This window comes from Rhodococcus chondri, assembly GCF_036327435.1.
In the GTDB taxonomy this organism is placed as follows: domain Bacteria; phylum Actinomycetota; class Actinomycetes; order Mycobacteriales; family Mycobacteriaceae; genus Rhodococcus; species Rhodococcus chondri.
Genome location: NZ_JAUZMZ010000001.1, coordinates 100,322 through 124,754, shown reverse-complemented (window position 1 = coordinate 124,754; position 24,433 = coordinate 100,322). Strand labels below are relative to the sequence as shown.

At 65.1% G+C, this 24,433-nt stretch carries 23 protein-coding genes and 1 pseudogene; 3 read left to right on the top strand and 21 right to left on the bottom strand.

The annotated features are described in order from the left end of the window. Window positions 1–43: 43 nt before the first annotated feature. Both Q8814_RS00630 and Q8814_RS00625 read right to left on the bottom strand, forming a co-directional pair. Complete coding sequence (locus Q8814_RS00630) at window positions 44–1,288, bottom strand: cytochrome P450 (RefSeq protein WP_330150052.1); 1,245 nt, start codon at window positions 1,286–1,288, stop codon at window positions 44–46. Between the two features lie 41 nt (window positions 1,289–1,329). Continuing rightward, a complete protein-coding gene (locus Q8814_RS00625; protein WP_330150051.1) occupies window positions 1,330–2,163 on the bottom strand; it encodes a mycofactocin-coupled SDR family oxidoreductase in 834 nt (277 codons plus the stop codon). Window positions 2,164–2,290: 127 nt separating this feature from the next. On the opposite strand from Q8814_RS00625, the pseudogene Q8814_RS26485 reads away from it, so the two are divergent. Further along, window positions 2,291–2,734 (top strand): annotated as a pseudogene (locus Q8814_RS26485) (SUMF1/EgtB/PvdO family nonheme iron enzyme); the annotation flags it as partial. A 200-nt stretch (window positions 2,735–2,934) separates the two neighbouring features. Beyond that, a complete protein-coding gene (locus Q8814_RS26480) occupies window positions 2,935–3,261 on the top strand; it encodes a formylglycine-generating enzyme family protein (RefSeq protein ID WP_408015788.1) in 327 nt (108 codons plus the stop codon). A gap of 127 nt (window positions 3,262–3,388) precedes the next feature. On the opposite strand, the gene Q8814_RS00615 is transcribed toward Q8814_RS26480, so the two are convergent. After that, a complete protein-coding gene (locus tag Q8814_RS00615; RefSeq protein ID WP_330150050.1) occupies window positions 3,389–3,547 on the bottom strand; it encodes a hypothetical protein in 159 nt (52 codons plus the stop codon). A gap of 59 nt (window positions 3,548–3,606) precedes the next feature. Here Q8814_RS00615 and Q8814_RS00610 point away from each other — a divergent pair, with 59 nt between their 5' ends. Beyond that, the gene (locus Q8814_RS00610; RefSeq protein WP_330150049.1) at window positions 3,607–3,963 is read left to right on the top strand and encodes an aminotransferase class I/II-fold pyridoxal phosphate-dependent enzyme; all 357 of its coding nucleotides are present in this window, start codon (window positions 3,607–3,609) and stop codon (window positions 3,961–3,963) included. Between the two features lie 4 nt (window positions 3,964–3,967). On the opposite strand, the gene Q8814_RS00605 is transcribed toward Q8814_RS00610, so the two are convergent. From Q8814_RS00605 to Q8814_RS00520, 18 genes are all read right to left on the bottom strand, one after another. Further along, window positions 3,968–5,656, bottom strand: coding sequence for an FAD-dependent oxidoreductase (locus Q8814_RS00605; RefSeq protein ID WP_330150048.1), 1,689 nt, complete (start codon window positions 5,654–5,656; stop codon window positions 3,968–3,970). A 13-nt stretch (window positions 5,657–5,669) separates the two neighbouring features. Further along, window positions 5,670–6,140: a nuclear transport factor 2 family protein gene (locus tag Q8814_RS00600; protein ID WP_330150047.1), complete on the bottom strand. Its 471-nt coding sequence runs from the start codon at window positions 6,138–6,140 to the stop codon at window positions 5,670–5,672. Further along, window positions 6,140–6,967 carry a mycofactocin-coupled SDR family oxidoreductase gene (locus tag Q8814_RS00595; protein ID WP_330150046.1) on the bottom strand — a complete coding sequence of 276 codons (828 nt, stop codon included), beginning with the start codon at window positions 6,965–6,967 and terminating at the stop codon, window positions 6,140–6,142. Before Q8814_RS00595 ends, Q8814_RS00600 begins: the two co-directional genes overlap by 1 nt. Window positions 6,968–7,108: 141 nt before the next feature. Further along, the gene (locus tag Q8814_RS00590) at window positions 7,109–8,386 is read right to left on the bottom strand and encodes a cytochrome P450 (RefSeq protein WP_330150045.1); all 1,278 of its coding nucleotides are present in this window, start codon (window positions 8,384–8,386) and stop codon (window positions 7,109–7,111) included. Beyond that, entirely contained in the window at window positions 8,383–9,459 is a 1,077-nt protein-coding gene (locus tag Q8814_RS00585) for an LLM class flavin-dependent oxidoreductase (RefSeq protein ID WP_330150044.1), read from the bottom strand. The genes Q8814_RS00590 and Q8814_RS00585 overlap by 4 nt, the downstream gene beginning before the upstream one ends. Window positions 9,460–9,469: 10 nt before the next feature. Then, window positions 9,470–11,110, bottom strand: a complete 1,641-nt coding sequence (locus tag Q8814_RS00580; RefSeq protein WP_330150043.1) for an AMP-binding protein — start codon at window positions 11,108–11,110, stop codon at window positions 9,470–9,472. Next, complete coding sequence (locus tag Q8814_RS00575) at window positions 11,107–12,588, bottom strand: aldehyde dehydrogenase family protein (RefSeq protein WP_330150042.1); 1,482 nt, start codon at window positions 12,586–12,588, stop codon at window positions 11,107–11,109. Before Q8814_RS00575 ends, Q8814_RS00580 begins: the two co-directional genes overlap by 4 nt. Further along, window positions 12,585–12,905, bottom strand: coding sequence for an AtuA-related protein (locus tag Q8814_RS00570; RefSeq protein ID WP_330150041.1), 321 nt, complete (start codon window positions 12,903–12,905; stop codon window positions 12,585–12,587). Before Q8814_RS00570 ends, Q8814_RS00575 begins: the two co-directional genes overlap by 4 nt. Beyond that, window positions 12,902–14,224: an acyclic terpene utilization AtuA family protein gene (locus tag Q8814_RS00565; protein ID WP_330150040.1), complete on the bottom strand. Its 1,323-nt coding sequence runs from the start codon at window positions 14,222–14,224 to the stop codon at window positions 12,902–12,904. The genes Q8814_RS00570 and Q8814_RS00565 overlap by 4 nt, the downstream gene beginning before the upstream one ends. Before the next feature lie 127 nt (window positions 14,225–14,351). Continuing rightward, window positions 14,352–15,563, bottom strand: a complete 1,212-nt coding sequence (locus tag Q8814_RS00560) for a CaiB/BaiF CoA transferase family protein (protein ID WP_330150039.1) — start codon at window positions 15,561–15,563, stop codon at window positions 14,352–14,354. A gap of 42 nt (window positions 15,564–15,605) precedes the next feature. Next, window positions 15,606–17,087 (bottom strand): aldehyde dehydrogenase family protein, encoded by a 1,482-nt coding sequence (locus Q8814_RS00555; protein ID WP_330150038.1) that lies wholly within the window; start codon window positions 17,085–17,087, stop codon window positions 15,606–15,608. Then, entirely contained in the window at window positions 17,087–17,554 is a 468-nt protein-coding gene (locus Q8814_RS00550; RefSeq protein WP_330150037.1) for a MaoC family dehydratase, read from the bottom strand. The genes Q8814_RS00555 and Q8814_RS00550 overlap by 1 nt, the downstream gene beginning before the upstream one ends. Then, window positions 17,554–18,444 carry an HpcH/HpaI aldolase/citrate lyase family protein gene (locus Q8814_RS00545; RefSeq protein ID WP_330150036.1) on the bottom strand — a complete coding sequence of 297 codons (891 nt, stop codon included), beginning with the start codon at window positions 18,442–18,444 and terminating at the stop codon, window positions 17,554–17,556. The genes Q8814_RS00550 and Q8814_RS00545 overlap by 1 nt, the downstream gene beginning before the upstream one ends. Window positions 18,445–18,452: 8 nt before the next feature. Further along, on the bottom strand, window positions 18,453–19,619 hold the full coding sequence (locus Q8814_RS00540; protein ID WP_330150035.1) for an acyl-CoA dehydrogenase family protein: 1,167 nt from the start codon (window positions 19,617–19,619) through the stop codon (window positions 18,453–18,455). A 20-nt stretch (window positions 19,620–19,639) separates the two neighbouring features. After that, window positions 19,640–21,316, bottom strand: coding sequence for an ATP-dependent acyl-CoA ligase (locus tag Q8814_RS00535; RefSeq protein WP_330150034.1), 1,677 nt, complete (start codon window positions 21,314–21,316; stop codon window positions 19,640–19,642). Continuing rightward, complete coding sequence (locus Q8814_RS00530; RefSeq protein WP_330150033.1) at window positions 21,316–22,341, bottom strand: LLM class flavin-dependent oxidoreductase; 1,026 nt, start codon at window positions 22,339–22,341, stop codon at window positions 21,316–21,318. The genes Q8814_RS00535 and Q8814_RS00530 overlap by 1 nt, the downstream gene beginning before the upstream one ends. A gap of 27 nt (window positions 22,342–22,368) precedes the next feature. Further along, window positions 22,369–23,142: an SDR family NAD(P)-dependent oxidoreductase gene (locus Q8814_RS00525; RefSeq protein ID WP_330150032.1), complete on the bottom strand. Its 774-nt coding sequence runs from the start codon at window positions 23,140–23,142 to the stop codon at window positions 22,369–22,371. A gap of 44 nt (window positions 23,143–23,186) precedes the next feature. After that, window positions 23,187–24,350, bottom strand: a complete 1,164-nt coding sequence (locus Q8814_RS00520) for an acyl-CoA dehydrogenase family protein (RefSeq protein ID WP_330150031.1) — start codon at window positions 24,348–24,350, stop codon at window positions 23,187–23,189. Window positions 24,351–24,433 lie beyond the last annotated feature (83 nt).

Sequence of the window (24,433 nt, the reverse complement as noted above, 5' to 3'; positions counted from 1 at the left end):
TACGGAAGGTGGGTCCGCGCTCTCCGCGCGGCCCGACCCGACGTCACATGAGGGTGTAGTCGGTCAGCGTCCGCTTGCCCGGGGTGAATGTCGCCGGGATTCGCTGGTAGCCGGAGTTGACGCCCTGGCGCGGGTAGGGCTCCAGCGCGTCGACGTCGACCCGGTAGTCCGGCATCCGCTGCAGCACCTGGCTGATCAGAGCGTGCGACATGTATCGGCCGAGGTGCGAACCGGCACACCGGTGGACACCGATCCCGAACGCGGTGTGCCGGTTCGGCCAGCGGTCGATGTCGACCTCATCAGGACTGTCGAACAGTTGCGGGTCGCGGTTCGCCGACGACCACGACAGCAGCGCACGATCACCCTTCTTCATCGGACAGCCGTGGAAGTCGGTGTCGCGCATGACGGTGCGAGCGAGTGCCTGCGTCGGCGAGAAGTACCGCAAGAACTCCTCGACGGCGTGGTCCATGAGGCTCGGATCGTCGATGAGGCGCTGCCGAACGTCGGGGTTCCGGGCAAGCCAGCCCAGCGAGTTGCTCACCAATGAGGCGGTGGTACCGACGCCGCCCGAGATGAGCAGATCGACGATCGCGAAGGTGTCGTGGTCGTCGAGCGGCTTTCCGTCGACCTCCTGCTGCACCAGGTAGCTGATGATGTCGTCCTCGGGATCGGCGCGACGCTCGGTGATCCGCTGCCGGATGCGCTCGGCGAGGTACGGAAAGTCGACCTCGACGGCCTGCGTGTGCTCCGGGGTCCCTGGAATGCCGGCGAGCACCTGGAAGTGCGCCCCCGAGTAGCGGCGCCACTCGGAGACGTCGAGGCCGAGCCACTCGATGGTGACGATGGAAGGCACGCCGATCACCGACGTGAGGTCGCATTTACCGTTCTCGATAACGCTGTCGATGAAACCGGCGACGTGGCGGTCGACCATCGCCTTCATCTTCTCGACAGCAGCGGGCGCCGATATCGGATTGACGATCTTGCGGTACTTGCGGAATTCCGGTGGGTCGAGCTCGATCGGGATGTGATCGTGATGCGGCGTCTTGGGTATGACGACCGAGAGTCCCTCTCCGCCGTATTCGGTTCGGCGAGAAGAGAAGACCTCGTCGTCACGTGCTGCATCGAAGACCGAGGCGTAATCGGACAGAACCCAGTAGCCACCGTGGGCTTCCGTCCAACCCACCTTCACCGATTCGCGGATCTTCCGGTACGAACCGGCAGGATCGGCCGAGTGTTCCGGCGAGTTGTGATCGAAGTGGATCACCGGGCAGCGGGCAGGGCTTTCCATCGTGCATTTCCTTCCGAGACGAACCCCGAGGGGCGGTGGTTCTAGGACTTCGCGAGGAGGCCGGCGTCGATGGGCAGCACGACCCCGGTTACGTAGCGTGCCTCGTCGGAGGCGAGCCACACCAGGGCGTTGCTGATGTCGACGGCTTCGACCCAGGGGACGTCGAGTTCGTTGCGGCGGCGGCAGTGTTCGACGATGTCGTCCTGCGTCGGCGATTCGAGATCGGGCCGGTAGATGCGATACATCGCGTCGTTCTCGATCATGTCGGTCCTCACGGTGCCCGGATTGAGCGTGTTCACCCGAATTCCGTGCTCACCGAGCTCGTTGGACAGGGTGCGCATGAGGCTCACGACACCACCCTTGCTGGCGGCGTAGTGCCCGAGGTTGCGGCTTGCCCTGATCGCCGCGACCGAACTGGTGAGGATGATCGCCCCACCTGCGCCGTGCTCGATCATGTGGGGTACGACCGCACGCACGGTGTGGAAGACACCGGTGAGATTGACATCGATGACGTTCTGCCACTCCTCGTCGCTGAGGTGCCACGTGGGCGTGAAGCTGACGATGCCGGCGTTGGCACTGACGATGTCGATCCTGCCGAACTGCTCGACCGCATCGGAAACGAGAAGATCCAGGGCGTCCTGATCACGGACGTCGGCAACCCGGGAGAGGCACCGGCGGCCGGTGGCTTCGACAAGACGGCGCGTCTCGTCGAGGTCGTCGGTGGTGGCGAGCGGATAGTCGACGGTGTCGATGTCCTTACAGGAGTCGAGGATGACGACGTCGGCGCCTTCTTCGGCAAGACGAACGGCATTCGATCGGCCCTGACCTCGCGCAGCACCCGTGACCAGCGCGACCTTGTCGTTTACCCGCCCCATGTGCGCTCCGTTCCGATTCTTGTAATGGTGTGACCGACGACACTTTAATGCTTATCATCATTATTATCTAGTTGCACAGCGAGATCCGAAAGTCCCGCTTGCGGGACGACGCCTCCAAGGAGCTCACATGGAACCAGGACAATTCGACCGCTGCGGAGCGTCCGCCCCCACCGATCTCCTTGCCACGATGCAACACATCCCGGGTGGCACCTTTGCGATGGGTTCCGCCCACTTCTACCCGGAGGAACGACCCGTTCATCACGTCGGCGTCGACGGCTTCTGGATGGACGTCCACCCCGTGACCGTCGCGGAGTTCCGGAAGTTCACCGTCGCGACGGGATACGTGACGACCGCGGAGATCTCGCCCCATCCGGCCGATTTCCCCGACGCCCCCGCAGAACTGCTCGTATCGGGATCACTGGTCTTCGATCCGCCGGACCATCCGGTGCCGCTCGAACGATTACACCCGATGGTGGTCGTGGACGCCGGGCGCGGACTGGCGACATCCGGAGGGCACGGCAGCACATGCGACAACCGGGACGACCATCCGGTCACGCACGTCTCCCACGACGACGCACTCGCGTACGCACAATGGGCCGGCAAGGACCTACCGACCGAGGCGGAGGGGAATTCGCGGCCCGCGGCGGCTTCGAGGGCAAGCATTTCGTCTGGGGTGACGAAGACCTGCCCGGCGGTCCGCGAGCGAACGTGTGACAGGGGGAGTTCCCGTGGCAGAACTTGGAGGAGGACGGTTACTGCCGCACCTCCCCCGTGCACGCCTTTCCGCCCAATCCGTATGGCCTGCACGATATGGCGGGAAATGTCTGGGAGTGGACGGTCGACTATTTCACCGGCGACCACGCCAGCAGCGGCAAGAACGTGGCACCCGCATCCGCATGTTGCATACCGCGGAACCCTCGGATCACCGTGGCCGAACACCCGGTCGACGCACCGCGACCACGCCGAGTGATCAAAGGTGGTTCACACCTGTGCGCACCGAACTACTGCCTGAGGTACCGACCGGCGGCCCGGCAGGGTCGGAGTGAGGATTCGTCGACGGGACACATCGGCTTCCGGTGTGTGGTCAGACCCGGCTGACGACACGCACACCCCCGGCGCGCGTCCCATAGGACTCCGCGCCGGGGGTGTCGCGCAAGTACTCGTCACGGCTGATCGGGCTGCCATCGCAGAATCGTGCTCTCGAGGCGAGTCATGCCGGCGTTGATCAGCCCCGCAACCACGGCAAGGAGATCAGTACGGCATACATCTCCGCGGTCTGGAACAACCCCGCGTACTTTTGCAGCAGCTGCCCCACCCCGCTCCGTGAGGCGATCAGTTCGGCCGTCACCACACCGAGGATCGAGTAGACCAGACCGAGGTGCAAACCGCCGAAGATGGACGGAACAGCTCGGGTATCGGACAGGATTCGACCTCGGAACGTCGATGCCCGACCAACTTGCCGCCGTCCAACTGTTGTCGGCTCCCGAGATCCTCGAACGCCGACGTGATTCGTTACGCGAACGCAGAGCAGTACTGCTCGATGCCCTGGCGCGGACTCTGCCCGATTGGCGCGTGTACCCCAATCGTGGGGGTATGACCGTCTGGGTGGAAATGCCACGCCCGGTGTCGACGCAACTGTGTACCGCCGCATTTCAGCGAGGAGTGCTGCTTGTCGCCGGGCCTCAGTTCGGGGTACACGCCGCCTTCGAACGCTACCTTCGACTTCCGTATACGGTCGGTCCGGAGCAGATCCGGCACGCGTTGGACATCGTCGCCGACGCGTACCGGTCGCTCCGCTGAACCGTCAAGCCGAGGCCGGCTCGCCGAGGGCATCGACCGATCCGGACGAGGACCCGAGCGTCCGATCTGCGCCACGCGCCGCAGCCCGCCCGGCCCGATATCCGAAGACCAGCGCCGGTCCGAGGGTTCCACCGGCGCCGCCGTACACCATGCCTGTCGGCGCTGCCATGACGTTGCCCGCAGCGAACAGGCCCTCGATCACCCGGTCGTCGACGTCGAGGACCGCGCCGTCACCGTCGGTGCGGGGGCCGCCCTTCGTACCCAGCGTGCTGCTGTGAATCCTGACCGCGTAGAACGGTGCACGAGCGACCGTACCGAGCGTCGAACCCACGCCCGGGTACTCGGACTTGTCTCCGACGAAGCCATCGTAGATGCTTTCGCCCCTGAGGAACTCGCTGTCGCGTCCACGTGCGACGTCCGCGTTCCACTTGTCGAGAGTCGCTTCGAGGGCGTCCGCGGGAACATCGATTCGCTGCGCCAGATCGGCCGCAGTGTCGGCGCGTACCACCCACTCCGGCGCGTCGGTGCCCGGGGCCGCTCCGAACGCACCATACTTTTCGAGGTGGTCGGCGTCGAAGATCAGCCAGCAGGGCTGATTGAGATAGGCGAACTCGTGCGCGTCGAGCTGGTGGAACGCGCCACCGAGCGCGTTGTAGTTGGTCGCCTCGTTGGTGAAGCGCCGCCCGAGACGGTTGACCATGATCGAGTGCGGCGCGGTGCGTTCGCGGTGAACGAGCTGCACCGCCTGCACGCCGTTGGCCTCTCGACCGGGAATGACCGCGACGGGCGCCCACCACGCTTCACGCATATTGCCGAGCTGCGCGCCGACACGCATCGCCATTCGCAGTCCGTCTCCGGTGGAGGTGGGTACGGTGGCCGGATGCTCGATCGGTCCGCGCAGGAAATCTCGGCGCAGTGCGCTGTCCCATTCGAAACCACCGGTCGCGAGTACGACACCGCCGCGGGCGTTTACATCCCGCGACCCGGTTTCGGTTTCGAACCGCACACCGTTCACGCGGCCCGACTCGTCCTGGAGTAGTCGCACCCCGCGATGTTCCGTATGCACGGCGACGCCCTCGTCGAGGCAGCCCTGGAGCAGCGCGGCGACCATTCCCCTACCCAGTCCTTCGACCCGATCGCGTTCCCGCTCTTCGAGCACTTCATGCTCGAGATGCCCGGTGCCTCCGCCGATGGGGGTTTCACCGACGGTCATGCGACGCGGCACTCCGACAAGTTTGTCCTCCCATCTTCCGAGATCGATGAAGCCGAACAGTTCTGGCTCGAGGGACCTTCCGCCGGAAGGCAATCCACCCGACCGTTCGGGGTGGTAATCGGGGTAGCCGGGGACCAGCCGCATCTTCAGCGGAGTCGTGTCGAGCCAGTCCAGCAGTTCCGGAACGGTATCGACGAACGCCTCCGCCAGTTCGGGGAGGATCATCCCGTGCGACAGGGACTCGAGATATGCGAGAGCCTGCTCTCGCGAATCGGCGATACCCGCCTCGCTCGCGTACCGATTGTTCGGCAGCCATGCCACAGCACTCGACAGGCATGTGGTCCCGCCGAGCAGCTCACCCTTCTCGAACACGCCGACACGTGCGCCACAGCGGGCCGCAGACAGCGCCGCGCACAGTCCCGCGGCGCCGCTCCCGAGCACGACGATGTCGTAGGTATCCGCTTCCTCGTATTTGCGCATCGCAATTCCTCTCTCAGAGCCGAGCCGGTGCCGTCGTGAGGACGGTGCTGTACCCATCGACCGGCGACGCGTAGCGAACTTCGAGCCGGCGTGAGCCGAAACGCCACCGTCCGTCGTGCCTGACGTATCGGTCGTAGTACCGGACGGCCAGGATCATCTGCACGCCGTCCTGCGCGAACTCGACGTGACAGGGCACGATGCCGTACGCCGTATCGTCGTCCGCGAAGTCCACGACGCTCGAATGCGGTGTGTGCACACTGACCGCGTCGTATCCGGTGAGCGCCTCCCGCACGTAGCGGACGATTTCGCTTCTGCCTTGGGGCGTGTCCGAGAGGCCGATGAATTCTGCGTCGGGCACGTACATCTCCGCCAGTGCGTCCGTATCGTGATCGTCGATGGCCAGGGCGTAGCGTGCCACCAATTGCCCGATTTCGAATGCATCGGTGGAATGCCCGGAGCTACCGGTCTTTTCCTGGTCGGCCATCACTTCACCAGAGCGCCGGCGTCGATCGGCATGGCAATACCTGTGACGTAGCGTGACTGCGCGCCGGCGAGGAAGAGCACCGCGTTGCTCACGTCGTCGGGTTGCACGAACGGAACGTCGAGCGCATGCATGCCGTGGAAGAGCGGTTCGACCTCGTCGCGGGTGGGGTTCTCCGCGTCGGGAAGGAACAGTTTGTAGATGGCGTCGTTGAGCAGCATGCGTGTTTCGACATTGGTGGGCAACACCGCATTGACCCGAATCCTGTCGGGGCCCAACTCGTTCGAAAGGCTTCGCATGATGCCGAGTACACCGTGTTTCGCGGCGGCATAATGGGCATTGTTGGGAAGCCCCTTCAGGCCCGCAATCGAGCTGATGAGAACGACACTCCCACCCCTCCCCCCGGCACGCAGGTGCGGAACGGATGCCTTGACCGTGTTCCACACGCCGGTGAGGTTGATGTCGATCATGTCGCGCCATATCTCATCGGTAAGGTCTTCGACCGGAAAGCTCCCCGCGATACCCGCATTCGCGATGACGACGTCGAGGCGGCCGAAGCGCTCGACACCCTTCGCCAGGACGTCGGCAACCGCCGCGGAGTCGCGGACGTCCGCCTCCGCGGCGTGAATCTGCCCGCCTTCGGCCTCGACCAGCCGGACTGTCTCGTCCAGGTCCGCACGTGTAGCCATGTCGTACGGGGCTCCGCTCACGGGCGCGCAGAGGTCGAGAGCGATGATGCGGGCGCCTTCACTCGCGAAGCGCACCGCGTGATTGCGTCCCTGACCTCTCGCAGCACCGGTGACGAGAACGACCATGTCGTCGAATCCCACTGTGCAGCCGCCCTTCTCTTCGCCTCCGCGTCAGCGAAAGGCAAGTACCACAGGATTGATGCGTATGATTATGCTCACAATAGGGCGTCTTGTGTCAACGTTCCCGGAAACGCGGTCGTTCCGAAACATGTTGAGTGCCAGTTACTCACCGGCGGACGGCAGGTACGGTCCATCGCCGGATCCGATCCGGCGACCCGGCGTGAACCGGGCCGGAATACTCTTCCACCCAGGATTGACCGCTTGGTGCGCAAACGGCACCACCTGTCCGTGGAGGATCTCGTAGTCCGGCATGCGGGCGAGGATCCGGCCGAGCATGTCGACCGACAGCGCGCGGGCGAGGTGAGAGCCTGCGCAGCGATGAACCCCCATCCCGAACGACGTGTGCCGGTTCGGCCAGCGTTCGATGTCGACGGTGTCGGGATCGGCGAACGCCCTGGTGTCACGGTTGGCCGACGCCCAGCCGAGAAGCACCCGGTCGCCGGTACGGAAACGATGGCCGGCGAACTCGGTGTCGCGAGTAACCGTACGTGCCAATGCCTGAGTAGGAGCGAACACCCTGAGGAACTCCTCGATCGCGCGGGGAATCTTCTGCGGGTTCTCGATCAGGATCCGACGGAGCGCACGGTTGCCGTCGAGATACATCAACGTCTGGCCGATGAGCGAGGCGGTGGTACCGACACCTCCCGAGATCAACAACTCCGCGATCGCGAACACCTCATCATCGGTCACGGGGCGCCCGTCCACCTCGGACGCCACCAGCCGTGACAGCACATCGTCGCGCGGATCGGTGCGACGCTCCGCGATCGCCGATCTCAGCTGCGCTTCCATCCACGGGAATTCGACATCGATCGCATGGTCGAACTCCGGTGTGCCTGGAAGTTCCGACAGCGCGGCATGGTGTGCGTGGGCGTAACGCTCCCAGTCCTGCGGCGGCAATCCGAGCCAATCGATTGTCACCACCGCGGGCACACCGATGACCGACGCAAAGTCGCACCGGCCGTCCTCGATGACGCGGTCGATGAACCACGTCGTGTACTTCTCGATCATGGGACGCAGGTGTTCGACTGCGGCCGGGGACATCAACGGATTGATCAGCTTGCGGTACTTGCGATGATCGGGTGGGTCGAGTTCGACGGGGATGTGATGGTTGACGGGAGTCTTGGGGATGACCGTGGCCAGGCCCTCACCGCCATAGGGACACCGCGCCGAGGAGAAGGTCCGGTCGTCGCGTGCGGCCTCGAACACGCTCTCGTAATCGGTGAACACCCAGAATCCACCATGGTGGGGCGTGTGGACGACCGGTGCGAGTTCGCGCAACCGGCGATACGAGCCGACCGGATCGGCAGCGTGGTCGGCGGAGTTGTGGTCGAAGTCGACAACGGGACAATTCTTTCCGCTGAGCCGATCGTCCAGAGTCATCTCGCCGCTCCTGTCGGGGTCGGGTGCTCGCTCTCCGCGTGGGTCTCGAGCGAACGGGCGTCGATCGAGACGATCTCGTCGAGGCCGGGGACGATGTCGCGGCCGAGATCGTCGAGGTAGGCCACGACGTCGTCCGAAGTCATGTCGGGCCACTGTGCGCGCACGATCACCGGATCCACCGGAGCCTGCGCGGCGAGATCCCTTAGCTGAGTGAGGCATTCGTCCGGAGTGCCGATGATCGCTTCCTTCTCCGCGACCTGCCGGAACCGTGCTGTCAGCGCCTCCGTGTCGCGCGTGACCAGTTCGCGCCGGGCGTACGCCAGCAGCCGGTCACGTGCCATCGACTCGAACCGTCGGAAAGCGTCCTCGGTCGTGGCTCCCGGCACGATCTCTCGCCGCAACGGATGACGAGACACCAGTGGCAGGCCGTGCTTGCGACGGGCCTTGGCGTACACGTCGAACATGCGCCGCATATCGGAAGTCCGAGTTTCCGGGGTCACCGGCCAGGCGTCGCCGAGGCGCGCCGAACGCCGCACACCCGAATCGCGCAGGGCTCCGATCCAGATCGGCGGGTGCGGATCCTGCCACGGACGAATGTGGGTCTGTACCCCGTCGAGGGTCCAGAACCGTCCGTGGAAGGTGACCTCGTCCTGGGTCCACAGCATCCGGACGATCTGCAGTGCCTCGTCCATCATCGCGAACCGTTGCTCGAAATCCACTCCGAAGGCGGTGAATTCCTCGCGTCGATATCCGGCCCCGGCCCCCACGACGAGTTGCCCGCGGGTGAGGATGTCGAGCGTCGCGAGTTCTTCGGCGAGCGCAACCGGGTGGAACAGGGGGACCTGCACCACCATCGTGCCGATCCGCACACCGGGATCGAGTTCGGCAGCGAGCCTTGCGAGCGTCGGGATCGGCTGAAGCCAGCGCAGATTGCCGTAGAGGTAGTGATGGCCCATCACGATGTATCGCACGCCGTTGCGTTGCGCCGCCTCGACCTGCCGCAGCAGGCCGTCGAGATGTTCCCGCGGGGACAGTGTGCTGTGCACGTCGCCGAGGATCACGCCGAGTTCCATGTAGGTTCTCCTATCCCGTCGGTGCTGTCCCCGTCGGTTCGGCCAGCCACGCCCGCAGGCGCGCCTTGGCGATCTTGTTCAGCGTCGATCGGGGCATTTCTTCGACGAGGTGGATACGGCGCGGACGTTTGAAGTCCGCCAGCATGTGCGCGCACGTGTGCTCGATGTCGGACAGGAGCGCGTCCGGTTCGACGTGCGCAAGCGGGATGACGAATGCGACCGGTACGTCGCCGAGCATGCGGTCGGGTGCGGCAACGACCGCGACCTCCCGCACGCCGTCGACGGTCGACACGACCCGCTCGACTTCGGCGGCTGCGACGTTCTCGCCACCGACCTTGAGCATGTCCTTCGCCCGTTCGACGTACCAGAGGCGTCCGGCGTGGTTCTGACGCACGCGGTCGCCGGTGCGGAACCATCCGGTCGAGGTGAAGGCCTCGCGTGTCGCGTCGTTGTTGCGGTAGTAGCCCGCGAACAGCGACACCCCCGCGGTGCCTCGCACCCACAGTTCGCCGACGGTGCCGGTCTCGACCGGGCGACCGTCCTCGTCGACCACGGCCACGGCGTACTCGGGGGCGGGTCGCCCCATCGACCCGTCGGGGTCGGGGTGGGCCAGTTCGCTCACGACCGGATGGGACACCGTCTCGGTCATGCCGAACCATCCGGTCGTGCGAATGCCGCTCGACCCCCACATCACGGTCGAACTACCCGACCAGTGCCGGTAGCAGTGATCGTCGGGGACGGGCCGCTCGCCGAGGGCACGGAGCATGAACGAAACGACCGAGACCCATGTGCACCGATTCCGGACCGAGACGTCCCAGAAGCGTGACGCCGAGAACCCGGGGGTGAGCACGATGCTCGCGCCGACCCACAGCAGGCCGAGAAACGAATAACCCAGAGCATTCGTATGGAACAACGGCAGCGTGATCAGCCCGACGTCATCGTGGCGCAACCCGGCGTGGGCGGCGTTCGTGCGTCCTGCCCACAGGCAGTTCGCGTGCGTCCAGACCACGGCCTTGGGCCGGGCCGTGGTCCCCGACGTGTACTGGATGGTGGCCGGCGCCAGTGGGTCGATCACCACCGGTGCCGGGGTCGGCGCGATTTCTGTGAGCTGTGCGAGCGTGCCGTCCGCCGCAGCAGTCCCCACGGAGTCGTCGAACGCCTCGGTGCCGGTCGTCGTGGCGAGCCACGACAGCCCCGGCATCGAAGCGGTGAGTGTCTCCGCCATACGCGTTTGGACGATCGCCCCTCGGGGCGCGCAGTGTTCGTCGAAGTAGGCGAGTTCGTCGGCGCTGCTTCGGGTGTTGAGGCATACCGCGACCGCACCGATCGACACGATCGCCGACCACGCGACGAGAAAATCGGGGCAGTTGTCCATCAGCAGCACGACACGGTCGCCGGGGTCGATACCGCGGGCCTGTAGTCCGGCGGCGAGCCGGTCCACGGCGGCGCCGAACTCCTCGTAAGTCCAGTGCTGCGCAAGCGCATCGGTGTGGGGTTCCCACGTGAGAAAGATCTTGCCGGGTTGCGCATTGCGGTATCGGCCGAGAAGCCACGGCACGGTCCGGTCCCCGAACGCCGCGTGGATATCGTCACCGGGGGCGGGCTCCACGGCCAGCGGGTACGCAGGCGCGTGCGCGGCACCGGGAATCACGACGGCACCTGCCAGTTGAGGTGCTTGATCCGGAAGAACTCCGCAAACCCGTCCTCGCCCATCTCGACACCGGTGCCACTGCGCTTGGACCCGCCCCACGGCACGTCGGGACGCATCGGGCCGCCGCCGTTGATCGCGACCGTGCCGGCGTCGAGCCGCCCCGCGACCGCGAGGGCTTCGTCCAGCTCACCGAAGACGCTCGCATTGAGTCCGTAAGGGGAGTCATTGGCGATCGCGACGGCCTCGTCGACAGTCCGGTAAGGCAGGATCACCGCGACTGGAGCGAACAGTTCGTCGCGGCAGATCTCGGCGTCGTTGGAGACACCGGTGACCAGGGTCGGGGGCAGGAACCATCCGGGACCGGCAGGGCGCTCTCCGGCGACCGCGACGCGGCCTCCGGCGGCGACCGCCCGGTCGAGGTAGCCGCGAACCCGGTCGAAATGCTCGGCCGAGATGAGAGGGCCGACCTCGGTACGCTCGTCGAACGGATCCCCGGTGGGAACGGCCTCGTCGATGAAACCTGCTGCCAGATCCACGAACTGGTCGACACGATCCTCGGGCACGAGGATACGTGTCGTGGCGCCGCAGCCTTGGCCTGCATTGCGGCAGAAGCGCAGAATGGACGGCCCGACCGCCGACCGGAGATCTGCGGAGGGCAACAGGATGTTCGGCGACTTGCCGCCGAGTTCGAGCACCACCTTCTTGTGAGTGGCGGCGGCCTGCGCCATCACCGCGGAGCCGACCACGGACGAGCCGGTGAAGCTGACCATGTCCACGTCGGGATGGGAGCTGAGGACGGTTCCCACCTCCGCACCGCCGAGGACCAGGTTGAGGGCGCCGGGTGGGAGCCCGGCTTCGTCGGCGAGGCGCATGAACGCCAGCGCCGAGAGCGCTCCGCGCGGCGACGGCAACAGCACGACGCTGCATCCTGCTGCGAGCGCAGGCGCGACCTTCCACGAGATCATGTTCAGCGGATAGTTGTACGGCACGATCGCCGCCACCACACCGATCGGCTCACGCACGAGCACGCTCTCCGACGAGACCGCGCCGCGAATACCGGGGAGCCGTTCCCGGTACCCACCGCGTGGACCGCGGAGCGCGGCGTCCGCGAACCACCTCAGGTTCACTGCCGGCTGGCCGACCTGCAGGGCGCGTGCCAAGGTGATCGGCGATCCGACCTCCCGCACGACGAGGTCGACGAGTTCGTCGGTGTGTTCGTCGATCAGGTCGGCGAGCCGGCGCAACACCTTGGCGCGCCGGTCGGGGTCGGCGGTGCGCCATTCCCCGCTCTCGACACTTCGGCGCGCGGCCGTCACCGCAAGGGCGGCCTGGAATTCGTCGGCACATCGGTGCCGGGCAAGGACCTTTTCCGTGGCCGGATCGACCGACTCCACGATCGCGCCCTGTCCCGCTTCCCACCGGCCGTCGATGTACAGGGACTCGCCGTACAGGGCGGCTTCCTGCAGAGTGCGGCTCATGACTGCTCCCCTCGCTCCGGCAGGTCGATGTCCAGGATCAGCGACTGGTACGACTTCCCGTGCGGGTCGACACGAAGCGACTTCGAGACACCGCCCGCGAGGGCGCGCGTGAGCACGAAGTTCAAGCAGCAGTTGACGGGTATCTCGTACCGTGTCACGTCGCCGGCCACGAGATCCCCGAACGTCTTCGCGACGAGTTCGGCGGTGAGCACCTCGCGGAGCCACTCGAAGTCGCGGTCGTCGTGGGGGAACACACAGATGTTGCTGATGTCGCCCTTGTCTCCGGAGCGGCTGTACGCCATCGAACGCAGTTTCATGCGGAGATCACCTCCACGGACAGGGGCACTTCGCTGCGCGGCAGCAGAGCAGGTGTGACCACGATTGCGGGCACGACCGAGGTGACCACCCCGCCGCCGCCGGCGGGCCCGAAGTACAGGTATTCGATCTCGTAGGCCGCAGCCTTGGCGACATCGTGATCGAGCGCGCGAGCAGCGAGCCTCAACCGGACCTCGGCCGGTTCACCGCCGCGCATTCGGTCGCCGAAAAGCGTGTTCACGCCGTGTAGTTCGATGCGCAGTTCGTCGATTCGGTCCCGTATCGGTTCGAGACGCTTTCGCACGATTTCCTCCGCGCGGCGAGCTCGGTCGACACAGCCCGGGCCGCCGTAGGAGATTTCGGCGACCGCCTTGTATCCGAGGTCGACACCGACGAGCACCTTGAGAGTGTCCGGTCGCGCGGAACCTCGGGCTCCGGACAGGCGAACGCGGTCCTTGCCCACCTCCTCGAGGCGTACACCGCTGAAGTCGGCTACGACATCGGGTGTGAGATAGATTGTGGGGTCGTGTATTTCGTAGTAGAGCTGGGTGCGTGTCGTGCGCAGGTCCACGACACCACCGGTGCCGTCGAGTTTGGTGACGATCAGTTCGTCGTCGTCGATCTCGGCGAACGGAAAGCTCAGATTGTGTGGATCGGGGACCACACGATACGGCGGGTCCTCGAAGTTTCCGCCGGTGCTGTGCACCCCGCATTCGAGGAGATGACCCGCGAGCGTCGCCTGCGCCACCCGGTCCCAGTCGTCGAGAGCCCAGCCGAGTTCGTGACAGATCGGGCCGACGAACAACGACGGGTCTGCCAGTCGCCCACCGAGGACGATCTGCGCGTCCTGCTGCAGACAGTCGACGACCGGGTCGGCACCGATGTACGCATTGGCCGACACGATCCGTTCGCCGAGCGCACGGGTGCTCGTGCCGAGTTCGGGCAGGTCGAGGTCTTGCGAGACGACGGTGTCGCGAACATCGTCGCCGCGGATGATGCCGATGCGGGTGCCCGTGATGCCCAGCCGAGCGAGACCGGCACCGAAGTCCGCGGCCGCCGCGTCCGGATTGGCTGCCCCGAAGTTCCCCACGACCCGCCCACCCGATTCGAGGAACGACTTCAAAATCGGGACGAGGGCGCCGATCCGCTCGTCCTGCCCCGCGGCAGGATCGTTCATCCTGCGGATCTGTGCAAGAGCCATGGTGCGTTCGGCGAGACAGTCGAATCCCATGTAGCCGACGCATCCGCTGTCCGCCATCGCGGCGGCGGTCTCGAGTCGGTCGTTGGCGTAGGCCGATCCGGATCCGATGGTCAAGCGCATGTGCCCTCCTCCTGGTACGTCGGCCGCCGCAGCGGGGCACACCCGGAGCCGGATCGACCTCGAGCAGAGTTCGATCCGGTTCGCGGAGTGCGGGAAACGATCGGGTACGTGAGCCCCGGGACGACGATCAGGCTGCGCTGATCACCCCGGTTGCCATGAGCGCGCCGAGATCATCGGCCGTCAGGCCGAGCCGCTCGGCCAGTACCTCGTGGGTGTGCTCGCCGATGGTGGGAACACCGTCGTAGGCGGGTCCGTCGTAGCTTTGCAGGTGCAACACCGGACCGGGGGTGAGCACACCCTTCATGATGTCGTTGCCGGTGATCTCGACGAGGGTGCGTTCCTGGAAGTGCGGATCCGCCACCACATCCGCCGCGTCATTGACCGGCGCGGACACGACCTCGAACTTCTCGAGGGTTTCCAGGACCGTCGCCCGCGGCATCGAACCGACCCATTCCTTGACGAACGCCTGCACCTCGTCGTTGTTCTCGAGGCGGGCAGCGTTGGTCGCGAAGCGAGGATCCTCGATGATCTCGGGCTTGCCCATCGCGGCGAACAGCCTCTTGGCAATGCCCTGGTTGGAAGCCGCGATGGACAGGAATCGTCCGTCCTGCGCCTCGTAGATGCCGCGCGGCGACGCCGCGCCGGTCGCGTTTCCGATGCGCTGCTGGATTTCCCCCAGAGCCGTGTAGCGCAGGAACATGTCGCCGATGATGAACATCAGCGGTTCGTACAGGGCGACGTCGACCACGTCGCCCTGTCCGGTACGTTCCCGCTTGTACAGGGCCATCGATACACCCATCGCTGCCGACAGGCCGGCGATCGAGTCGGCAAAACCGAACGGCGGAGATGTCGGAGGCGAGTCCGGCCAGCCGTTGACGTGAGCGAAACCGCTGGCCGTTTCCGCCACGGTGCCGAAGCCGGGCAGCGTCCGGTTCGGCCCGGTCTGACCGAAGCCCGACACGCGCGCCAGGACGAGTCCGGGATTCTCGGCACTGAGCGTCTCGTAGCCCAGACCCCATTCCTCGAGCCGGCCGGGACGGAACGACTCGACAACGACGTCCACGTCCGCCGCGAGCTTGCGCACGAGCTCCCGGCCCTGTTCGGATCGCAGGTCGATGCCGAGAGACTTCTTGCCGGCGTTGAGCCTCGAGAATCCCAGCGACAAGCCTTCCTTCTGCGGCACCCATTGCCGGGCGTAGTCGCCCGTCGCGGGATCCTCGACTTTGACGACATCCGCGCCGAAGTCGCGGAGCATGCGCCCCGCGGTGGGCGCGGCGTACATCGTCCCCAGCTCGAGCACCTTGATGCCCGCGAGGGGGCCAACACCGGATGCGTTCATCGTCGTCTCCTCAATCTAATGCCGAATACCTTTGCTAGCGGATCAGATCCGCCACTGGATGTGCTTGACCTCGAGGTATTCGCGCATGCCCCACTCACCCAGCTCGCGCCCGATACCCGACTTTCCGTAGCCACCGAAGGGTGCGTCCGGACGCATCGCGCCACCCCCGTTGATCCACACCGTGCCGGCGCGGATCTTCTCGGCGACCCGGCGGGCCTCGACCGGATCGTCACACCAGACGTTGGCGGCGAGACCGTAGGGTGTGTCGTTCGCGAGTCGGATGGCTTCCTCGGTGTCCTTGAACGGCAGAATCACCGCAACGGGCCCGAAGATCTCCTCCTGGACGGCGCGGGAGTCGGGCGAAAGACCGCCCAGCAGTACGGGATTGACGTACCATCCCTTGTCCGGAAGCGGTTTGGTGACTTCGAGCAGTTTCTTGCCGCCCTCGGCGACCGAATCCTCGATGAATCCCCGGACCCGGCCCTGGTGGTCGGGGCGGATCATGGGACCGATATTGGTGGCACGGTCCCACGGATCGCCGACGACCATCTGGTCGAACGCGGAGGCGCCGGCCTCGAGGAACTCGTCGTACACGGCCTCGTGGACCAGCAGTCGTGCCAGCGCCGCACAACCCTGCCCGCCGTTGCGGGACCATCGCAGGTGCATCTCCACGGCGATCTTCTGCACATCGACACCCGGAAGCACGATATTGGGCGACTTCCCCCCGAGCTCGAGGGTCACACCAGCGAGGTTGGCCGCGGCCTGCTCCATGATCTTGGCGCCCACGCAGTCGGATCCGGTGAACGAGACGCGATCGACGCCGGGATGCGACGACAAACGCTGCCCCACATCGGCGCCACCGATGACAACGTTCATCACGCCCGGAGGGAGCCCGGCCTCGCGGATGAGGTCGCCGAGGAACAGCGTGGTCAGCGGGGTCCGCGGTGACGGCAGCAGCACCACGGTGCAGCCGGCAGCCAGTGCAGCACCGAACTTGAAGATCGCGAGGTTGAGCGGGTAGTTGTAGCCGGTGATCGCAGCGACCACACCGACCGGCTCGTACACGACATCGCTCATCGTCGGCACCGGCTTGTCGTACTCGCCGAGGTGGATCGTGCGGTCGGTCTTCGCGGCTTCGGCCGCCCAGCGTAGGTGTTCGTCGACGGCCATCTTGACCTGCAGATACTCTGCGAGCGCCACCGGTGTGCCCACCTCGTTGACGATGGAGGGCAGCAACCGGTCGGCCGCCTTCTCGAGCACGTCGGCGAACCGGTGGATATAGCGGGACCGTTCCTCGCCGCTCAGCGCGGACCACGCCGGAAATGCTTCCCGTGCCGCCGAGACGGCAGCGTCGACCTGATCGAGGGAGGCCCCGCCGACGGTGGCGATGACGCCCTCGGTCGCAGGGTTGTACACGTCCCAGGTCTCACCGGCGGGTTCGACCTCACGGCCGCCCAAGAGCAGTGTGCGGGTCTCGGGAACCCAGTCCTTCAAAGGGAATTCGGTCTCTGCTGCTGTAGTCATCAGGCACCTTCCTCGGTTGCGGGGCACTTCATCATCAGGCCGACGCGCTCGAGCAGGCAGACGAGTTCGTCGCGCTGGTTGAATCCTTTGTGCTCGAACCACACGATGCCGCTGTCGGTGCGGCTCTCGGATTCGCGCTTCTTCAGGATCGTGGTCTCGGCACGGAGGGTGTCGCCGTGGAAGACCGGGTGGGGGAACTTCACCTTGTCGTAGCCGAGGTTGCCCAGGGTCGTACCCATCGTCAACTCCGGGACATGGAACGCACCGATCAACGCGACGGTGAACAGGCTGTTCATGACGCGTTGACCGTGGATCGTGGTCTTCGCGAACTCCTCGTCGAGGTGCAGCGGCTGCACGTTCATCGTCAGCGAGGTGAACAGGACGTTGTCCATCTCTGTCACCGTGCGTGTCAGAGCGTGCTTGTAGTGCTTCCCCACCTCGAACTCTTCGAAGTACAACCCGCGCATCAGCGCTCACCCTTCCGTAGGATCGTCTCGGCCCGGTCGAGCCATTGAATTGCCTTGTCGTAATGGGCCTTGTCGATGTGGAGGCCTCGATACCGGAGGGCACCCACGCCTTCGGCCTCTGCCTTTTCGTAGGCTTCGGCCAGGCCACGGTAGAACGCGAGGTCCTCCTGCGAGGGACTGAATACTTCGTTGACGGTGTCGACGTGCGTCGGATGGATCGCGATCATCCCGCGGAAGCCCAGTTGCCGACCACGCACCGCGAATTCGCGGAGACCGTCCAGGTTTTCGAGATCCTCCCACAGGCCTGTCAGCGCGTGGATGCCTGCTTCCCGGCATGCGAGAAGTACTCGGCTGCGCAGGTACAGGGTCTCCTGCCCTTCGGGCGTCCATTCGTAGCCGACCTCACGCGCGATGTCGGCGTGTTCGGCCGACGGCCCGATCATCGCCCCGACCCGGGGCGACGCCGACGCCACTTCCCGACAGTTCTGGATGGCCTTGACCGTCTCTACCGGCACGATGTATTCGAGGCCGTCGACACCATTGCGCAATTCGAAGTGATCGAGCAGCGCATCGTATCGGAGCACATCGGTCGCCTGCTCGATCTTCGGTGCGAAGATGCCGGTCAGTCCGGGCACTACGACAGCTTCGAGGTCGGCGCCGGTCAGCCGTGTCGCAAGCGGGTTGACGCGGACGAAAAGGCCGACCTCCGAATTGGTTTCCCGCACCCGGCCGATGGATTCGGCCACAGTCGCGCGGGCGGCCTCCTTCTCTGCGGCCGGCACCGAGTCCTCGAGATCGAGCACGACGCAGTCGGCCCCTGCGGCGATCGCCTTGGCCACCCACTTCGGGCGATGCCCCGGCACGAACAGAATCGAACGATACGGCTGCACGGTGTCTCCTAGTAGCTTCGCGGCAGGCCCAGCACGTGCTCGGCGGTGTAGTTGAGGACCATTTCCTGGCTGATCGGAGCGATCCGCATCAACCGCGCCTCACGGAAGTAGCGCTCGACGTGGAACTCCTTGCCATAGCCGAATCCGCCGTGGGTCTGCAACGCGACGTCCGCGGCATAGAAGCCCGCTTCGGCACACAGGAACTTCGCTGCGTTCGCCTCCCGACCGCAGGGCAAGCCCTGGTCCACCATCCAGCTCGCCTTGTCGAGCACCGCCGCCGCGGCGTCGAGACGGATACGCGCCTCGGCGAGCTGGAAGGCGATGCCCTGGTTCTGGCCGATCGGACGCCCGAACACCTCACGCTGCTTCGCATACTCGACACCCCGCCGGAGCGCGGCTTCGCCGATACCGAGAGCCGCATTCGCGGAGATGACCCGTTCGGCGTTCAGGCCACCGAGAATTGTGCGGAACCCGTGCCCGACCTCACCCACGACATCTTCGTCCGCGACGAACAGCTCGTCGATGAACAACTCGTTGGTATCGACCGCATTGCGGCCCATCTTCGGGATCGGGCGGATCTGGACCTTGCTGCGGTCCATTTCGGCGAACATCAGTGTCATGCCGGCGGTGCGTTTGGCATTCTCGTCACGGGGGCTCGTGCGGCACAGCAGGAGCATGCGTTCGGCTTCCTGCGCCTTCGTGATCCACACCTTCTTACCGGACACGACCCAGCCGCCGTCGACCTTCTTCGCAAAGGTCCGGATATTGGTGGTGTCGGTACCGGCGTCGGGTTCGGTGACGGCAAACGATGTGTGGAGTTCACCCGTGACGACGCGCGGCAGGTACTTTCGCTTCATCTCCTCGGAGCCGTGGTGGATGATCGGTTCGAATCCGAAGATGCCGATGTGAACGGCACTGCACCCGCCCATCCCGGCGCCCGACGCCGCGATCTCACGTTCGACGATCGCGGCCTCCGTGACGCCGAGCCCCCCGCCGCCGTACTCCTCCGGCACCGTGAGACCCATCCAGCCGCCGTCGGCCATGGCGTTGTAGAACTCCCACGGGAATTCATGGGAACTATCGTGCTCGGCCCAGTATTCGTCGGGGAATCGTTTACACAGTTCGCGAATTCCCTGGCGGATCTCTTCGTGGGTTTCGTTCGTGGTGAAGTCCATCTTCCAAACCTTCCTCGGCGTCAGACCACGGGGACCGCGGAGCGGTCGGTGTCACGAACCGCGGCGCGGTCGTATGTATCGGGAGTGATTCCCTCGTCGCGGAGGTCGGTCTTACGTACCTTTTCCGACGGTGTCTTCGGAAGCTCGTCCGTGAGGCGGACGTACCGGGGGATCGCGAATGCCGGCACACGACCTTCGCACCACGAGAGGATCTCCTCGGGATCCGGCGCACTGCCTCCGTTGGACACCACGACGGCGAGCACTTCGTCCTCGCCACCCTCGACGTCGGCCGGCACACCGATCACGGCGCACTCTACGACCGCCGGGTGCCCGAGAACCGCCTGCTCGATCTCGTACGAACTGATGTTCTCACCTCGACGACGCAGGGCATCCTTGTAACGATCCACAAAATAGAACCAACCGGCCTCGTCCTTCTTCAGGGCGTCCCCGGTGTGGAACCACAGGTTGCGCCACGCCTCGAGAGTCTTCTCGGGCATGTTGTAGTAGCCCATGCTGCAGGTCCAGGGCTGTACCGGTCGAACCACCAACTCGCCTATCTCGCCGACCTCCACTTCGCGATCCGTCTCGGGATCAACCAGTCGGATGTCGAACCATTGTGACGCAGCAAGGCCCGCCGCGCCCGGTGGGCGTGGTACGCCGTAGGGAGCGATGATCGGTGCGCACGTCTCGGTGAGGCCGAAGGCATCGACGAATGCCTCAATGCCGTAGCGCTTCTTGAAGTCCTCGGCGATGGAACTCGCCGTCGGCGCCGCATAGACACACCGCAGCTTGTTGTCGAGATCGTTGTCACGGGGCGGCTGTTTCCAGGCGAAATCCATCATGACACCGACGAAGTTGGTGACGGTGACGCCGTCGTCGCGTACGTGGTCGATCCACCGGCTCGCGCTGAACTTCGGCCGCACGACCGCACGTGCACCGGCGATCAAGGCCGGGTACACGGCCATGAACTGGGCGTTGCCGTGGAACAGGGGCGTGGTGGTCAGGTAGGTGTCGTCCTTCGTGAGACGAGTGAAGCAAACGACTTCCTGTGCGAAGAAGTACAGCTGCGAATGCGGCATCGCCACGCCCTTCGAAGGGCCGGTGGTTCCGGAGGTGAAGAAAATCGCCCCGAGCTCCTCGGGCGTCGCCTTCGGCAGTGCCTGAATCTCGCCGGCCTCGAGCGACTCCCACTCATCGGCCGCCCAGCCATTCGAACGCAGCAGTTCGATTGCGGCACCGCGGTTTCCGGCTCCGTCGTCGATGACCCAGAACTTCTCGATCCCGCGGGCGTGCTCGGCAACCGCGACGAAACGCTCGGCGAATCCCGCATCGATCACTGCCCAGCGTGGCTCGACGGTGACGACCTGGTGACGTAGGAACTCACCCTCGTAGTTGGTGTTGATCGGAACCTCGACAAGATTTCCGACGGCCGCGCCGAACCAGCTGCGTACGAGTTGCGACGAATTCTGGGCCATGATGACAACGCGGTCGCCCACCTCCGCGCCGGCTCTGTACCACGTGCTTGCCACCTTCTCCGCCGAGGTGAGCATCTCGGCGTAGGAGAATCTGCGCCCCTCTTCGGGGGTGACAAGGAACTCCGATTCAGGTTGGGAGGCAGCGTAAGTCCGCAGGACATGATCGAGCGTCCACGTTTCGGGATCCGCGAAGGTCGGTTGGAGATCATTGTAGGTCTGCATCATGACAACTCTCGGTTCGCTGGGATTGCAGTGATCGAGGGGACCACTTCCTTGCCGAGCCGGGCGATCGCGGCGATCGTCTCATCCGCGTCCATGGTCGGCCACTGCGGACGCATCAGCAGCGGATCGACCGGAAGTGTGGTCACGAGATCGGTCAGCTGGGCAACGACCTGTTCGGGATCGCCGACGACGGCGTGCCCCGACACTGCCTTCGCAAATTCGTTCTCGAGATCGGTCCCACTCATGACGTCGAGGCCCTTGTTCATGTACGTGAGGTAGCGCCCCTGCGCCACACGCGCGTACTCCTGCATCGCCTTTTCGCGGGTATCTGCGACCAGGACGTTGCGACGCAACGGTTGTGGGCCGAATTCCTTGCCGCGCTCGGCGAACAGGTCCCGGACGACGCGGAATCTTTCGAGGACTTCTTCTTTCGGAGTCTCCGGCGGAGTCGCGTAGGCGTCACCGTACTTTCCGGCACGACGCACCCCGGCCATAGCGTGCGCACCGATCCAGATCGGTGGATGCGGGTCCTGAACCGGTCGAAGGTGTGGTCGGACACCGTCCAATTGGAAGTACTTTCCTTGGAAGGAGACCTCATCTTCCGTCCACAGCTTCTTCATGACCTGGAGCGACTCGTCGAAACGGCCGGCCCGCTCCTTGAACGGGATTCCGAGGTAGTCGAATTCTTCGGGTCGGTATCCGAGACCTGCACCGAAGATCAGGCGTCCCTCCGTGACCACGTCCAGGGTCGCGATCTCCTCCGCGAGCATGACCGGGTGGTACAGCGGCGCAATCATGATCTGGGTGACCAGCTTGACGTGCGGTTCGACGTGCGCGGCCAGTCGCGCCAGCAGGGGGACCGGCTGAAGCCATCGCAGATCGCCGTAGAGGAAATGCTGACCGATTGCGATATAGGTGAAACCGTTTTCCTGTGCCGCATCGACGATGCGCAGAACATCCTTGAACTGCTGGGCAGGACTCACCGATTTCGGTACGTCGCTGAGCAGTAATCCGACCTGAACCATTGTGCCGCTCCTCCCGATATTCCAGCGTTACTGTGCGGTGAGTCCGCCGTCGACCGGGATGGTGGTTCCGGTGATGTAGCTTGCGTCGTCACTGTTGAGGAAAGCGATCACCGAGGCGATCTCTTCGGGTTGCGCGCCACGTCCGAGTGGAATGGTCGCGACGAAATCCTTGGTCAACGCGGAGACGTCGGCGCCGGGCTCTCGGCCGAAGAATTGCGAGAGCATGGGAGTGATCACCTGCCCCGGGCAGATGACGTTGACACGGATGCCGTCCTTCGCGCCGACGAGGGCGAGGGATCGAGCAAAGGGAACGAGGGAACCCTTGGTCATCGAGTAGATCGGGCTGAAGGGCGACCCGATGAGTGCCGACGTCGAGGAGGTGAGCGTAATCGATCCCTTGCCCTCGGCCTTCTTGAGCAGATCGAACCCGAGCGTCGTCGAGTAGTAGGCGCTCTTGACGTTGACTGCGATGTTCTTCTCCCAGCCCGCATCGTCGAGTTCGATGCCGCCCGGACCTGGCATGCCCACCTGGGCGTGCAGCGCATGTAGCACACCGTGCTCGGCGTCGATCTTGCCGAACAACGCGCGGAGGTCGTCCTTGTTCGTGGCATCCACCCGGATGGGGGTGGCCTGGCCACCGTCGGCCCGGATCTCGTCCGCCACCGTGACCGCCCCGTCCTCGGAGAGATCGGCAACGTAGACGTGACCGCCCTCCTGCGCGATGCGATGGCTGATGGCGCGTCCCATACCGGAACCGCCACCGACAATGGCAGCGATGCGTCCCTCGTATCGACCCAACATGTCGTTCACCTCGTTCTTCGAAAAGTTCTGGTTGATTGCTGACTTCAGGCCCGCTGGTTGAACGTGCGCCCCAGCAGTTCGGACACGATCCGGGTGCGCTGCATGGTGGGCGTACCTCCCGCGAGGGCCCATCCGTGGGAATCCCGGTGCAGGCGTTCGATTCCGAACTCCTCGGTGTAACCGTTTCCACCGTGCAATTGGATCGCCAGGTCCGTGACTCGCTTGGCCATCTCGTTGGCGGTGCACTTGGCGAGCGAGACCTCCAGCGGGTTCGGGAGCCCGTCCACGATGTTGGCCACCGCCCGGTCGCGGAGCAGTCGCGCTGCATCCACCTGCAGGACCATGTCGGCCAACGTCATCTGCACCGATTGGAATTCGACAAGCGGCTTCCCGAACTGGAAACGTTCCTGCACGTAGGCGACGGTCCGGTCGAGCGCCTCCTGCCCGATCGCCAGGCTCATCGTGGTATTGCCGAGCCGCTCGATGGTGAAGGCGCCGAACAGTTGCTTGAAGCCGCCGGCTTCCGCCACGACGTTCTCCTCGGGAACGAGAACATCGTCGTAGAAGATGTCGGCCGAGGGAATTCCCCGGAATCCCATGAGCTTTTCGCGTGCACCGAACGACATGCCCGGGCGGTCCGACTCCACGAGCACGGCACCGATGCCCTTCGCTCCCGGTGCGTCGCTCATTCGGCAGTACGTGAGGTAGACGTCGGCCTCACTGCCGTTGGAGATCCAGCGCTTCATTCCGTTCACGACGACCCCGTCGCCGGTGCGCACGGCCTTGGTGGTCATGTCGGTGGCCGCGGACCCCGCGTCCGGCTCCGAGATAGCCACGGCCATCGTCTTCTCACCGGCGACGATCTGCGGAAGGAATGCCTTCTTCTGCTGCTCGGTTCCCATCATCGCGATGACCTGGGCCGGACCGGTGTTGGACTCGAAGATCTGAAAAGCTGCCGGCCGGCATACCTTCGCGAACTCCTCGATCACCGCGAGCGCATGCGACAGCGGCGCGCCCGACCCGCCGTATTCTTCGGGAAGCGAGATACCGAGGTAGCCCAATTCCCCGAGAAAGCGTCGCTCATCGTGCGGAAACGCCGTGCGGTCGAGGTCCCATTGCGCCGCCTTGGGCTCGTAGCGCTCACGCGCCACCTTCGCTGCGGCTTCGCGCACTTCGCGGAGCTCGTCCTCCACGTCGGAATTCCACATGGCGACACCTTTCCTGTTCATCATTAACCTAGAGTGACGGGGCGATGTGGTCAAGGTCACTCAGCGTGACGGTAGGATAGTAA

What these genes read in the sequence shown, in the direction of transcription:
- Q8814_RS00530 (WP_330150033.1), bottom strand. Translation starts at nt 22,341, where the DNA reads ATGGTTCAGGTCGGATTACTGCTCAGCGACGTACCGAAATCGGTGAGT.
- Q8814_RS00540 (WP_330150035.1), bottom strand. Translation starts at nt 19,619, where the DNA reads ATGGACTTCACCACGAACGAAACCCACGAAGAGATCCGCCAGGGAATT.
- Q8814_RS00565 (WP_330150040.1), bottom strand. Translation starts at nt 14,224, where the DNA reads ATGCGCTTGACCATCGGATCCGGATCGGCCTACGCCAACGACCGACTC.
- Q8814_RS00570 (WP_330150041.1), bottom strand. Translation starts at nt 12,905, where the DNA reads ATGAAACTGCGTTCGATGGCGTACAGCCGCTCCGGAGACAAGGGCGAC.
- Q8814_RS00630 (WP_330150052.1), bottom strand. Translation starts at nt 1,288, where the DNA reads ATGGAAAGCCCTGCCCGCTGCCCGGTGATCCACTTCGATCACAACTCG.
- Q8814_RS00560 (WP_330150039.1), bottom strand. Translation starts at nt 15,563, where the DNA reads ATGAACGCATCCGGTGTTGGCCCCCTCGCGGGCATCAAGGTGCTCGAG.
- Q8814_RS00590 (WP_330150045.1), bottom strand. Translation starts at nt 8,386, where the DNA reads ATGACTCTGGACGATCGGCTCAGCGGAAAGAATTGTCCCGTTGTCGAC.
- Q8814_RS00550 (WP_330150037.1), bottom strand. Translation starts at nt 17,554, where the DNA reads ATGCGCGGGTTGTACTTCGAAGAGTTCGAGGTGGGGAAGCACTACAAG.
- Q8814_RS00575 (WP_330150042.1), bottom strand. Translation starts at nt 12,588, where the DNA reads ATGAGCCGCACTCTGCAGGAAGCCGCCCTGTACGGCGAGTCCCTGTAC.
- Q8814_RS00535 (WP_330150034.1), bottom strand. Translation starts at nt 21,316, where the DNA reads ATGCAGACCTACAATGATCTCCAACCGACCTTCGCGGATCCCGAAACG.
- Q8814_RS00625 (WP_330150051.1), bottom strand. Translation starts at nt 2,163, where the DNA reads ATGGGGCGGGTAAACGACAAGGTCGCGCTGGTCACGGGTGCTGCGCGA.
- Q8814_RS00555 (WP_330150038.1), bottom strand. Translation starts at nt 17,087, where the DNA reads ATGACTACAGCAGCAGAGACCGAATTCCCTTTGAAGGACTGGGTTCCC.
- Q8814_RS00585 (WP_330150044.1), bottom strand. Translation starts at nt 9,459, where the DNA reads ATGGAACTCGGCGTGATCCTCGGCGACGTGCACAGCACACTGTCCCCG.
- Q8814_RS00525 (WP_330150032.1), bottom strand. Translation starts at nt 23,142, where the DNA reads ATGTTGGGTCGATACGAGGGACGCATCGCTGCCATTGTCGGTGGCGGT.
- Q8814_RS00520 (WP_330150031.1), bottom strand. Translation starts at nt 24,350, where the DNA reads ATGTGGAATTCCGACGTGGAGGACGAGCTCCGCGAAGTGCGCGAAGCC.
- Q8814_RS00610 (WP_330150049.1), top strand. Translation starts at nt 3,607, where the DNA reads ATGCCCGACCAACTTGCCGCCGTCCAACTGTTGTCGGCTCCCGAGATC.
- Q8814_RS00605 (WP_330150048.1), bottom strand. Translation starts at nt 5,656, where the DNA reads ATGCGCAAATACGAGGAAGCGGATACCTACGACATCGTCGTGCTCGGG.
- Q8814_RS00600 (WP_330150047.1), bottom strand. Translation starts at nt 6,140, where the DNA reads ATGGCCGACCAGGAAAAGACCGGTAGCTCCGGGCATTCCACCGATGCA.